Origin of the sequence: Brevundimonas sp. (assembly GCF_023259385.1) — a bacterium.
GTDB lineage: Bacteria > Pseudomonadota > Alphaproteobacteria > Caulobacterales > Caulobacteraceae > Brevundimonas.
The window spans coordinates 1-12873 of sequence record NZ_JAHFPF010000021.1 but is presented as its reverse complement, the minus strand read 5'-3'; the positions used below and the strand labels follow the sequence as shown (position 1 = coordinate 12873).

The following is a 12873-nucleotide window of genomic DNA, read 5'->3' as shown; positions in this document are numbered from 1 at the left end:
CGACACCCTGATCCGGCGCGCCTGACGTTCATCGGGCGACACGACATCGATCCTTCACGGACCGCGGCTAGGAGGGCCGCCGTCGGAATCGAAGGATCGCGCCATGTTCACCCTGCTGACCATCCTTCTGGCGGGCTCGCTGCAGACCGCGCCCGAACCGACCTGCATTCCCACGGCGGATGACGTCGGCGCCGCGGGCGGCGACGCCTGCGCCCGGCCCTGGATGGATCGGACCCTGCGCCTCAACGACCTGTCTGCAGTCGGGACGCACAACAGCTACAAGCTGGCCGTTCCGGGCGATGAGATGGCCGTCATGACCGCCGCGAATCCGGCGGCGCGCGGGCTGGACTACGCCCACCGTTCGCTGGCCGAACAGCTGGACGGCGGCGCGCGCCAGATCGAGATCGACGTGCTCAATGATCCCGAGGGCGGGCGCTACGCCCATCCGCGCACGGCCCTGGGCAGCGGGACGGCGGTCAGCCCGGCCTTCGCCGAGGCCATGGCCCGGCCGGGCTTCAAGACCCTGCATATGCCGGATGTGGATTTCCGCAGTTCCTGCCTGACTTTCGTCGCCTGCCTGGGCGAGATCCGCGACTGGTCGCGCGCCCACCCTGATCACGCCCCCATCCTGATCATGCTGAACGCCAAGACCGGCGCGCCCTCCCTGCCCGGCGGCGTCGCCCTGCTGGACTTCGACTCCGCCGCCTGGGACGCGCTGGACGCCGAGATCCGTTCGGTCTTCGCCCCCGAAAGCCTTATCACGCCGGATCAGGTCCAAGGCCGCCATCGCACCCTGCGCGAGGGTGTCCTGGCGGGCGGCTGGCCAACGCTGGGTCAGGCGCGCGGCAAGGTCTTCTTCGCCCTCGACGAAGGTCCCCGGAAGGTCGCGAGCTATCGGGGCGAGCGGCGCTCGCTGGAGGGCCGCGCCATGTTCATCAACACGGACGAGGCCTCCCCCGCCGCCGCCTATCTGACCCTGAACGACCCGGTCGCCCAGCAGGCGCGCATCCGGGCGGCGGTGGAGGCGGGCTTCGTCGTGCGCACCCGCGCCGACGCGGACACGGTCGAGGCGCGCGCGGCGAGCGTCGCCCGGCGCAGCGCCGCCCTGTCCAGCGGGGCCCAGTATGTCTCGACCGACTATCTGTGGGCCGACCCGCGCTTCCCGACCTATGAGGTCCGCCTGCCCGGCGGGGCGGCGGCGGTCTGCAATCCGGTGCGGACCCCCGGGCGCTGCGACGGCCTGGCGATCGAACTGACGGCGGGCGCCCCCCAGCGCGGCTATCTGGCGCGCGCGGATCGCCCGGATCTGACCACGGTGCTGGCCCCGCCCCCCGCCCCCGGCTCGGCGCGCGACATCGCCAACGCGGGCGTCTTCCGCGAGACCCGCCCCCTTGAGGGCACGCCGCGCTGGGCGCTGGCGGCGGACGACGTGCGCGGGACGATGTACCATCACTTCGCCGGCGCCCTGGGGATCGAACTGAGCGAAGCCGAAACGCCGGTGCTGACGGCCCTGCTCCAGCGGTCGGGCGACGACCGCTCCGTGGTCGGCGACGCCAAGACCCACTGGGCCACGCAGCGGCCCTACATCGGCACGGACCAGCCGATCTGCGAGGCGAAGACCGATCATCTGGCGGGCAATCCCGACTATCCGTCCGGCCACTCCGCCCACGGCATGCATGTGGCCATGATCCTGGCGGAACTGGCCCCGCAGCGGGCCGACATCCTCTACGCCCGGGGCCGCGAGTTCGCCGAGAGCCGCTACATCTGCGGCTCGCACAGCTACAGCGCCGCCGAGGCGGGCATCCTGTCCGGGGCTGTGATCTACGGCGCCGAACAGCGCTCGGAGACCTTCCGCCGCGACATGGAGGCGGCCCGCGCGGAGGTGCAGGCGGCGCTGGCGAAGGTCGGCTCGGACGGCGAACGCGACACCGCCGTGAACTTTGAATGAAACCTGCTGTCACACGCTGAGGGACCTCGCCGCGAGGTCGTTGAGGGCCACGGGGGCGCAGGCCGGACGGAACGATCCGCCGGCGGCCGCCGACGTCAACATCGACCCAGCGGAGATTTCGAAGTGACCGGATCGAACCAGAATCGCGGCCAGGCCCGCATCGGCCGCATGGCCTTCCTGATGGGCGGCTGCGCCGCCATCAGCCTGATAAGCGCCGGCGCCGCGGCGGCCCAGACGGCCCCGGCCGCCACCCCGCAAGACGAGTCGACCCAGCTGGACGAAGTCGTCGTCACCGGCGGCAGCTATCAGCGCAGCCTGGAGCAGGCGATCGACATCAAACGCGAGAACGTCGGCTTCTCGGACGCCATCGTCGCCACCGACGTGGCCAACTTCCCCGAGCAGAACCTGGCCGAGGCGCTGCAGCGCATCCCCGGCGTGACCATCGAACGCAACCGCGGCCTGGGCGGCCGGGTCAGCGTCCGCGGCCTGCCCGCCGAGTTCACCTTCGTCAGCATCAACGACCTGGCCACGGCCTCGGGCAGCGGCGGCCGCGAGGTCGAGCTGGACATCTTCGCCTCGGAGGTCATCCAGCAGGTCGTCGTCCAGAAATCGCCCCGCGCCTCGGACGAGGAAGGCGGCATCGCCGGCACGGTCGACATCTCGACCGCTCGCCCGTTCGACTATCGCGAGCGCCAGCTGGTGTCCTCCGTCGAGGGTTCGCACAACTCGATCTCGGACGAGATCGACCCGAAGGTCTCCTTCCTGGCCAGCGACACCTGGGGCAAATTCGGCGCCCTGATCTCGTTCTCGACCGCCCAGCGTTCCAACCGCACCGACTCCAACTCGGGCATCAACTTCCGCCCGATGTCGCGCTTCCTCGCCAGCTCCACCGGCGCGCGAGGCACGCAGGCCCTGGCCGTGCTCGCCCGCGACGCCGGCATCATCATCCCGGCCGCTGACCGCAACAACACCGCCATCACCAACCGGATTATCTTCCAGGACAAGGTCGGCGACCGCATCTACATGAACGAGCAGGACCAATGGGGCGGCACCCTGTCGCTGCAGTACCGGCCTTCGTCCACCCTCAGCCTGACGTTCGACGCCATGCTGGGCGGCTATGAGACGACCGAGGACGAGTACGACGCCGCCGCCTACTCGGCCTCCAGCCGCAGCACGCTGGAAACCATCCACTCGTACGACGCCACCACCCTGGCCGACCAGGGCATCATCGTCCTGCGCGACGTCTCCTACACCGCCACCCAGCACGAGATGCTGAGCAAGGAGCGGATCAACGAGACGGACTATTCCCAGTTCGCCGGCACGCTGGAATGGAGCGGCGACAGCTGGGAGCTGAACGCCATGGTCGGCTATTCGGGCGCCGAGAAGACGCTGGATTCGTCCAACCTGAAGCACGTGGCCTACGCCCCGTCGCGGACCCGCTGGACCGCCAACGGCGGCGAGACCATCCCGAGCGCCACCTCCGGCGGCTTCGACATGTACAGCTCGTTCGACCGCTATCTGTTCGAGGCCTACGAGACCACGCTCGAGCACATCACCGACGACAAATACGCCGCCCAGGTGGACTTCACCCAGCATTTCGCACTGGACGTCTTCCCGGCCCTGACCAGCGTCCAGGTCGGCCTGCGCTACACCGACAGGAACAAGGAACGCCAATACGGCGCCCTGAACATCCAGGGCCCGGCGGCGGGCAGCACCGCCTGGCTCAACACCCGCCGCCTGTCGGACAGCACCCTGACGCGCAGCGACGACCTGGCGCCCGGCGGCGCCTACACCATCCGTGATCTGGCCTGGAGCCAGGTCTCGAACGACTACGCCCGTCGCACCTTCCGCTACGCCGGCTTCTCGACCCCGTTCAACGTCGGCGACTACTACGAAGTCTCCGAAGAGGTCCTCGGGGCGTACGCCATGGCCAACCTGGACTTCGACCTCGGGCCGGTCCCGGTCAGCGTGAACGCCGGCGTGCGCTACGTCGACACCTCGATCACCTCGTCCGGCTATCACCAGATCCAGACGCCGACCGGCGGCACCACTTATACGCCGACGCCGGTGTCCAGCGACGGCGCCTATGACAAGCTGCTGCCCAGCCTGAACTTCACCGCCGAGCTGACCGACAGCATCGTGTTCCGCGGCGCGGCTTCGGAGACCCTGATCCGCCCGGCGCTCACGGATCTGGCCTACAAGCGCACCGCCAACTGGGGCTCGTTCCGCTTCACGGACGGCAACCCGAACCTGAAGCCGACCTACGCCAAGCAGTGGGAAGTGGGTCTGGAGAAATATCTGCCGGAAGGCGGTCTGCTGGCCGTGTCCTACTTCTCGAAGACCATCGAGGGCGTCGTCCGTCAGGCCCTGACGGGCACCGTGCAGGACGTCACCGTCTATAACGCCAACGGCACGGTCAACGGCATCTTCGACTTCGACGTCTACAGCCCGATCAACGAGCCGGGTTCGTATGATGTCAGCGGTGTGGAACTGGTGGCCGTCGTTCCGTTCGGCATGTTCTACGCGCCGCTGGACGGCTTCGGCATCAACGCCAACTACACCATGCTGGACAGCTCGCTGACCGGCTCTTCCACCCTGGGCATCCCGACCCCGCCCATCGGCCTGGCCGACAACACCTACAACGTCACCCTGTTCTACGAGAACGACCGCTTCCAGGGCCGCGTCTCGTACAACTACAAGGACGCCTACGTCGAAGGCATCGGCTACGAAATGTATCCGATCACCCGCGACGGCTACGGCCAGACCGACGTGTCCTTCAGCTACAACCTGACCGACAACGTCCAGCTGAACCTCGAGGCCATCAACCTCACGGACGAGCGGACCACGGGCTACACCATGGACCCGTCGTTCCCGGTGATGGACGAAATGTCGGGACGCCGCGTCACCTTCGGCATGCGCATGGACTTCTGACCTTGCACGAAGCCTGCACCCGCGCACGGGCTGTATCCTGATCCCCGGGACGACAGCCCAGGTGGACGCCCCCTCCGACGGAGGGGGCGTCTTCGCGCGTCCGGCGGGCGAGGCCGCGCGTCAGGCCGGAGCCGTCGCGGGCCTGCGCCGGGATGTCGTCAGCTATCTGCAACGCAAGGGGCAACCGCTCGGCGACGCCGAGGACGCGGTTCAGGAAGCGTTCGTCCGCTTTCACCGCGCCGGCCATGACCTGTCGTCTCCCGACGCCCGCCCACTGCTGTTCGTCATCGCCCGCAATATCCAGAACGACCGGTGGAAGGCCGCCGCGCGTGAATCCCGCCGGTTGGTCGCCGAGGACGTCGCGACCCTGGACGCCGGTCCGCGCGCCATCGCCAGCGACGACCGCCCTGCCGACGACCGGCTGATCGGCCGACAGAACCTGGCCGCCGCGGCCGCCGTGATCCGCGCCCTGCCCCAGCGCACGCGCGAGGCCTTCCTGATGCATCGCTTCGAGACCCAGACCTATCGCCAGATCGCCGCCAGGCTGGGCGTCTCGGTCAGCATGGTCGAGAAATACATCGCCGAAGCGCTCCGTCAGCTGAAGTTATCGGCGGAGGACTGAGGTGTTTGGCTTCCCCGTCGTTGTGAGTTGTGAAGCACATGTCGCGCACGCTGGGCGCGGCCGGCCCCACGAGAGTTTCGCCCGTCCATGATCGACCGCCTGACCGCACTGTTCGCCCGCCGGCCGGCAACGGCCGAGGACTGGCTGGCCCGCTTGGGCCGGCCGGGCGTGAGCACGCGTGAGCAGGACCGGTTCACGGCCTGGCTGGAGGCCGATCCGGACAATCTGGACCGCTATGAAAGCGCCAAGGCGCGGAGTGCGGCCCTGGAGCCGTTGCGCGGAGTCTTCGAGGCCGATCTGGCCAGGATCCGGTGGCGGCGCCGGGACCCCGCCCTGTCGCGGCGGCTCCTGCTGTCCGGCGGCCTGGTCGCCGCCGCCGCGGTCGGCGGCGTTCTGATGTGGCCCTCCCTGTCCGCGCCGGCGGGGCGGTTGTACGAAAGCGCCCCCGGCCGGATTTCGGACGTCGTGCTGGATGATGGCTCGCACGTGACGCTGGACGCCGGCTCGGCGATCCGCGTGTCCCTCGACGACAAGGTGCGCCGCGTGACGCTGGAGCGCGGCGCCGCCTATTTCGAGGTGGCGCATGACACCGCCCATCCGTTCCAGGTCGGTCTGATGGACCGCAAGGTGATCGTCACCGGCACGCGTTTCACCACCACCCTGAAAAACGAAGCCGCCGAAGTCGCCCTGCTGGAAGGCCGGGTCGTGATCAGCACGCGCGACGCCGCCGACGGACGGGCGCTGACGGACGGGGTGGCGATGGCCCCCGGCGATCAGGCCGTCTTCCAGCCCGGGCGGCCGGTCGTCCGGCGCATCCGCGACGACCTCGACGTCGCGACCGCCTGGCGCAAGCGCCGCCTGATCTTCCGCGACGCCCCCCTGTCGGAGGTCATCGCCGCGGCGTCCCGCTATTCCGACCGGCCGTTGACCATCGTCGATTCCCGGCTGGGCGCCCTGCGCGTCACCGCCATCCTGCCGCTCGACGGCGATCAGTCGCTGGTCGACCGGATCGACGCCCTGTTGCCGGTGACGGTCGAACGGACGGCGGACGGCCGCGCCCTTGTCCGGGCCGAATAGGCGCCATCGCAGACCTGTCATGCCTGGGCTGTAAGGACTCGCGGTTCCTTCCACCGCCACCTGACAGGGTCCCGCGCTTGGCTCCGACCGCTCGATCGCTGCCGGCGCGCAATGCGTGGCGCGCGCCAGGTCTGGCGGCGGCGCTGGCGATTCTGGCGGCGACGCCGGTCCATGCCCAGACGGCGGGATTGCAGACCTTCGACATCCCCGCCCAGGACGCCTCCTCGGCCCTGATCCAGCTCTGCGCTGTCGCCGATTGCGAACTGGCCTTCGTCCAGCGCCCGGGAGCCACCGTCCGCACCCGGGCCGTGCGCGGCCGCATGTCGTGGCGCACCGCCCTGGAGCAGATGCTTCGCGGCACGGACCTGCGCCACCGCTTCATCGGCGCCCACGGCGTGCGCGTCTGGGCCGATCCCCGTCCGCCCGCCGCCTCGCCACAGCGCCCGTCTCTTCCACCCCCAGAAGACGAACCGGTCGAGCTGGACGCCGTCGTCGTCGTGGGCCGGCTGTCAGGGCAGATCGACGAAGCCCTGCGCCGCAAGCGCGAGGCGGACGTCATCTCCGACGTCGTTACGGCGGGGCGGATCGGCGATCTGCCCGCCGCCAACCTGGCCGAAGCCCTGCAGCGCGCGCCCGGCGTAGCCGTGGAACGCGAGGTCGGCGAGGGCCAGTTCGTCAGCGTGCGCGGCCTCGGCCCGCTGTTCCAGTCGGTGACCCTGAACGGCGCTCCGGTGGCCTTCAACGAGAACATCCGCAACTCGACCCAGAGCGGACGCCAGTTCCGCTTCCGGGCCCTGTCTCCGGACCTCCTGGCCGGCGCGACGCTGTCGAAGTCGGCCACGCCGGACATGATCGACGGCGGCATCGGCTCGAACATCGACATCGAAACCATCGGCGGGCTGGACGGCGCGCCCTTCCTGACCCTGCGCATGGGAGGCGAGATGGAAGCGCACACGGACCGCACGGGTCCGGAGGTGTCCATCGCCGGCCGGATCGTGTCGCCCGACGGCGACCTCGGTCTCGTCGGCGGGCTTGCCGAGGAGCAGCGGTCCGTGCGCTACGACCGGTTCCAGATCCAGCGGTACTACGACCTGTCGATCGGCGGAGCGACGGTCACGACGCCCAGCGATGTCCGCACCACCATCGAACGGGAGGACCGGCGTCGACGCAGCGCCTTTCTCGGCCTGGACTGGCGCGCGACGCCTGATCTTCTGCTCGATTTCGACGGCCTGGTTTCGACCTTCGACAATGCGATCCGGGAGGACCGGCTTGTCTATATGCTCGGCGAGCGGCTGGCCCTGCCGGGCTCGGCCGTCACCGTTCGAAACGGCGTCGTCACGGCTGCGACGGTCGAGAACGGCCGTATCGACAACAACACCGAGGTCTCGGACCAGTCGCACCTGAACCTCGCCGTCTCGTCCGGCGCGCGGATACGGATCGGCGAATGGCGGCTGGAGCCGCGCATCAGCGCCTCGGTGGCGCGGTCGGTGCTGGATACGCCGCTTGAGCGGATGTCGGCCCAGTCGCCGACCGGCGTGGCCTACGCCTTCGATCTGGGCGACGCCGTCGACAGGCGCAGGGCCGCCCGCCTGACCACCGGCCTGGACCTGACCGATCCGGGTCTGCTGCTGCCGCCCCGCCTGGCGGTCCGGGCCGTGGAGTCCCGGGACGATGATCTGACGGCCGTGATCGACGCCCGCCGCCCGCTCGACCGAACCCTGGGCGTCCTGCACCTGTCGGTCCTGCGGGTCGGAGGCCAGTTCACCGACCGCAACCGCGACTACCAGCGACGCGACCGGCAGGCCGTGCTCCGGCCCGGCGTCGACCTGCCTTTCCAGACCTATGGGATCATCACCCCGCGCGATGTGTTCGAAGGCCTGATCGATGAACGCTCGGCGCCGTGGGCCGCGGCGGACTTCCGCTGGTTCCGGGAGAGCTTCGTCCTGCCCGGCGAACGGGACGGCGTCGTCTTCCAGCCCGGCGACCTGACGCCGAGCGGCGCCGACCTGCAGAATTCCTACACCGTCGGCGAGCGGGTCGCGGCCGCCTATGTCCGGCTGGACGTGGATACGGTCGGCCTGCGCTGGCCGATCTCGGGCAATTTCGGCCTTCGGGTGGTGGAGACGCGCACCGAGGTCGAGGGTTCGATCCTGGGCATGGCCGGCGGCGCCATGGAGGTCCGGTCGGTGGCCTATGCCGGCTCGCACCGGATCTGGCTGCCCAGCGCCAATCTGACCCTCGATCTGGATGATGACAGCCTGCTGCGGTTCGCGGCGTCCCGGTCGATCACCCGCCCATCGTTGGCGGACCTGAGATCAGCGACCGTCCCGGCGAGCGTGCTGGTGGCGGCCATCTACGAACGGGGGCAGGCCGAGATCGACACGCCGTCCCCGGGGATCATCTTCACGGGGGTCGGCGGCAATCCGCACCTGACGCCCTATGTCGCGACAAACCTTGATGTTTCTTACGAACTGACCCGGCCCCGCGGCGCGTTGAGCGTCGCCCTTTTCCACAAGTCGATCGACGACTACGTCCAGACGCTGGCGGCGCCGGAACTCCTGACGTTCGAGACCCGCGCCGGACCGCCGGTGCAGGCGACGGTCATGATGTCCCGGCCCCGCAATGTCGGCCGCGCCCGCGTGGACGGCGTCGAAATCGGCCTGCACCGACGCTTCGCCACGGGCTTCGGCTTCTGGGCCAGCGCGACCTGGACCGACAGCCGGATCGAGGATTCGGGAACGGATCTGCTGGGCGTTTCGGAGCTGTCGTATTCGATCAATCCGTTCTTCGAGCGCGACCGGCTGGCGGTCAATCTCTCCTGGTCCTGGCGCTCGGCCTTCCGGTCGGAGGCCGACATGCAGGGCGGCGGCGTGTCCAGTTTCGTGGTCGCTCCGGCCGGCTACCTGGACGCCCAGGCCACCTTCGATCTGACGGACCACGCCCAGATCGTGCTGACCGCCTCGAACCTGACGGACACCGTCGATCAGGCCTGGGAGGGCTCGCCCGATCGCCTGCTGCAGCTGGGTCGGGCCGGTCCCGCCATGTCGTTTTCCTTCCGCTGGACCCTGTAGCCAGGCCCCGAATTTCGCACGGCAAATTACTGCCCGCGAACGGCCTCCACCGGTCATCCGCGCAAGAATTTTGCTTAGCCGACTTGTGCGGCGCAGCAGAGCATGGTTTCCTAAGGCTCTTCTTCAGGAGCCCCCGTGGCCAACCGCGCTTACACCGCTGACCGCAAGACCGCCGCCATGGCGATCGCGGCCGTGCGCGCGCCGTCGGTCGAACTCGCCCTGAACACCCTTATTCTCACGGTAATTCTTGTGCTGCTCTCCGGAGCGGTGTGGACGCACGTGACCTGACCTAACGCAACATCAGGATCGCCCGCAGCCACCCGCTCCCGAAAGGAAGCGGGTTTTTTGTTGTGCGCGGTCCGGACACCCTCCGGAACGACCTCGCCTATGACGCAAGATTTCACCCCGAACGACCGGCCGCCCAACGCCAGAAGCCGCGCCGTCACGGCCGGTCCGAACCGCGCCGCGGCCCGCAGCTATCTGCGCGCCGCAGGCATGCAGGACGCCGACTTCGACAAGCCGATGATCGCGGTGGTCAACACCTGGTCGTCGGTCACGCCGTGCAACATGCACCTGGACCGCCTGGCCGCGGACGTGCGCGCCGGCATCATCGCCGCGGGCGGCTATCCGGTCGACTTCAACACCATCGTGGTCACCGACGGCATCTCGATGGGCACGCCCGGGATGAAGGCCTCGCTGATCAGCCGCGAGGTCGTCGCCGACAGCATCGAACTGGCCGTCGAGGGCCACCAGCTGGACGGCGTCGTCTGCATCGTCGGCTGCGACAAGACCATCCCGGCCGCCGCCATGGCCCTGGCCCGCATGGATATCCCGGGCCTGGTCTACTACGGCGGCACGATCATGCCGGGGACCATCGGCACGAAGGAGGTCTCGGTTCAGGAGATCTTCGAGGCCATCGGCGCCCACGCGGCCGGAGCCCTGGACGACGCCGGCCTGAAGGCGGTCGAGACGGCGGTCTGCCCCGGCGCCGGCGCCTGCGGCGGCCAGTTCACCGCCAACACCATGGCCATGGCCCTGTCGGTCATGGGCCTGTCGCCGATGGGCGCCAACGACGTCCCCGCCATCGATCCGGCCAAGGCCGCCGAGGGCGAGCGCTGCGGCCGCCTGATCGTCGAACGCGTCTTCGCCGGCGACAGCGCCCGCAAATACATCACCCGCGCCTCCTTGCGGAACGCCGCCGTCGCCGTCTCGGCCTCGGGCGGGTCGACCAATGCGGTGATGCACCTGACCGCCATCGCCGCCGAGGCGGGGGTCGAGTTCGGCGTCGAGGACTGCCACCAGGCCTGCGTCGACGCCCCGGTCATCTGCGACCTGAAGCCCGGCGGCCGTTTCCTGGCCTCGCACCTGTTCGCGGCGGGCGGCACCCGTCTGGTCACCCAGCGGATGGCGGCGGCGGGCAAGATCGTCAACGCCCCCACGGTCAGCGGCCGCAGCCTGTTCGCCGAAGCCGCCGAGGCCGAGGAAACGCCCGGCCAGCAGGTCGTCGCCGACTTCGCCGCCCCGATCATGGATCGCGGCAGCTACGCCGTCATCTACGGCGATGTCGCTCCCGACGGCGCGGTCATCAAGCTGACCGGCCACAAGGTCGATCGCTTCGAGGGTCCGGCCTGCGTCTTCGACAGCGAGGAAGACGCCTTTCACGCCGTCCAGGACGGCTCCGTGGGCGAGGGCGATGTCATCGTCATCCGCTACGAGGGCCCCAAGGGGGGCCCCGGGATGCGCGAGATGCTGCAGGTCACCGCCGCCCTGAAGGGCCGCGGCGTCCACAACGTCGCCCTGATCACCGACGGCCGCTTCTCGGGCGCCAGCTACGGCTTCGTCGCCGGCCACGTCTCGCCCGAAGCCGCCGTCGGCGGTCCGATTGCTCTCATTCGCGACGGCGACCGCATCGCCATCGACGTCACCAACCGCCGGATCGACGTGGACGCCGATCTGGTGAAGCGCCGGGCGGGCTTCGCCCCCAATCCGACCCGCCCGGCGCACGGGGTCTTCGCCAAATACCGCGCCTCGGTGGCCTCCGCCGCCCAGGGCGCCGTGACCATTCCCAACCCGCCGCCGGTCCAGCGCCCCGCTGAAACCGAAGCCCGATCCGCCCGAGAGGACGCCTGAACCATGGCCATCACGATCTACACCAACGACGACATTCGCCCCGGCGCCATCGCCGGCCAGCGCATCGCCATCATCGGCTACGGCTCGCAGGGCCGGGCCCACGCCCAGAACCTGAAGGACTCCGGTTTCGACGTGGTCGCCGGGGTCCGCGAGGGCGGCACGGGCTGGCGCAACGCCACGGCTGACGGCGTCCCCACCGCCGAGCCCGCCGAGGCGGTCAAGGACGCGGACATCATCGCCATCCTGACCCCGGACATGATCCAGGCCGAGGTCTATCGCGACATCATCGAGCCGAACGCCAAACAGGGCGCGGCCATCCTGTTCGCCCACGGCTTCTCGATCATCTACGGCCGCATCACCCCGCGCGCCGACATGGACGTGATCCTGGTCGCGCCCAAGGGGCCGGGCGATCTGGTCCGTCGCGAGTACCAGCGCGGCCGCGGCGTCCCCTCCCTGTTCGCCATCGAACAGGACGCCACGGGCAAGGCCCGCGACCGCGCCATGGGCTACGCCAAGGGCAACGGCGGCGCGACCGGCGGCCTGCTGGAAACCACCTTCCGCGAAGAGACCGAGACCGACCTGTTCGGCGAGCAGGCCGTCCTGTGCGGCGGCGCCAAGGAACTGGTCATGTCCGGGTTCAACACCCTGGTCGAGGCCGGCTACCAGCCCGAGATCGCCTACTTCGAGTGCATGCACGAGCTGAAGCTGATCGTGGACCTGTTCTACGAGGGCGGCATCACCAAGATGAACGCGTTCATCTCGGAGACGGCCAAGTGGGGCTCGGTCAAGTCCGGCCCCCGCGTCATCACCGACGAGACCCGCGCCCGCATGAAGACCATCCTGGACGAGATCCAGTCGGGTCAGTTCGCCAGCGAATGGATCGCCGAGAACGAGGCGGGCAAGCCTCGCTACGACGCCTGGGTCAAGGCCGACGGCGAGCAGCCGATCGAGCAGACCGGCGCCAAGCTGCGCGAACGCATGGCCTGGCTGCACGCCCCCAAGTCTGAAGCCGCCTGAGCCAGATCAGAACATGACCGCCTCCGCCGCCCGCATCCCCGAACCCGCCGCCGCCCCGAAAAGCGGCGCCCGCCTGC

8 protein-coding genes are annotated in these 12873 nt (G+C 69.5%); all 8 read left to right on the top strand.

The features are described 5' to 3' along the window. Positions 1-103: 103 nt before the first annotated feature. Complete coding sequence (locus Q0C81_RS02870) at positions 104-1948, top strand: Ca2+-dependent phosphoinositide-specific phospholipase C (RefSeq protein ID WP_291833240.1); 1845 nt, start codon at positions 104-106, stop codon at positions 1946-1948. A 123-nt stretch (positions 1949-2071) separates the two neighbouring features. Beyond that, positions 2072-4879 carry a TonB-dependent receptor gene (locus tag Q0C81_RS02865; RefSeq protein WP_291833237.1) on the top strand — a complete coding sequence of 936 codons (2808 nt, stop codon included), beginning with the start codon at positions 2072-2074 and terminating at the stop codon, positions 4877-4879. 61 nt (positions 4880-4940) lie between these two features. Further along, the gene (locus tag Q0C81_RS02860; RefSeq protein ID WP_291833234.1) at positions 4941-5501 is read left to right on the top strand and encodes an RNA polymerase sigma factor; all 561 of its coding nucleotides are present in this window, start codon (positions 4941-4943) and stop codon (positions 5499-5501) included. A gap of 87 nt (positions 5502-5588) precedes the next feature. Then, a complete protein-coding gene (locus Q0C81_RS02855) occupies positions 5589-6578 on the top strand; it encodes a FecR domain-containing protein (RefSeq protein WP_291833231.1) in 990 nt (329 codons plus the stop codon). 77 nt (positions 6579-6655) lie between these two features. Then, complete coding sequence (locus Q0C81_RS02850) at positions 6656-9649, top strand: TonB-dependent receptor (RefSeq protein ID WP_291833228.1); 2994 nt, start codon at positions 6656-6658, stop codon at positions 9647-9649. A 135-nt stretch (positions 9650-9784) separates the two neighbouring features. After that, entirely contained in the window at positions 9785-9937 is a 153-nt protein-coding gene (locus Q0C81_RS02845; protein ID WP_291833224.1) for a hypothetical protein, read from the top strand. Between the two features lie 99 nt (positions 9938-10036). Further along, the gene (locus Q0C81_RS02840; protein WP_291833222.1) at positions 10037-11779 is read left to right on the top strand and encodes a dihydroxy-acid dehydratase; all 1743 of its coding nucleotides are present in this window, start codon (positions 10037-10039) and stop codon (positions 11777-11779) included. Between the two features lie 3 nt (positions 11780-11782). After that, positions 11783-12796, top strand: a complete 1014-nt coding sequence (ilvC, locus tag Q0C81_RS02835; RefSeq protein ID WP_291833219.1) for a ketol-acid reductoisomerase — start codon at positions 11783-11785, stop codon at positions 12794-12796. The last annotated feature ends 77 nt before the right edge of the window (positions 12797-12873 follow it).

What these genes read in the sequence shown, in the direction of transcription:
- Q0C81_RS02870 (WP_291833240.1), top strand. Translation starts at nt 104, where the DNA reads ATGTTCACCCTGCTGACCATCCTTCTGGCGGGCTCGCTGCAGACCGCG.
- Q0C81_RS02855 (WP_291833231.1), top strand. Translation starts at nt 5,589, where the DNA reads ATGATCGACCGCCTGACCGCACTGTTCGCCCGCCGGCCGGCAACGGCC.
- Q0C81_RS02840 (WP_291833222.1), top strand. Translation starts at nt 10,037, where the DNA reads ATGACGCAAGATTTCACCCCGAACGACCGGCCGCCCAACGCCAGAAGC.
- ilvC (WP_291833219.1), top strand. Translation starts at nt 11,783, where the DNA reads ATGGCCATCACGATCTACACCAACGACGACATTCGCCCCGGCGCCATC.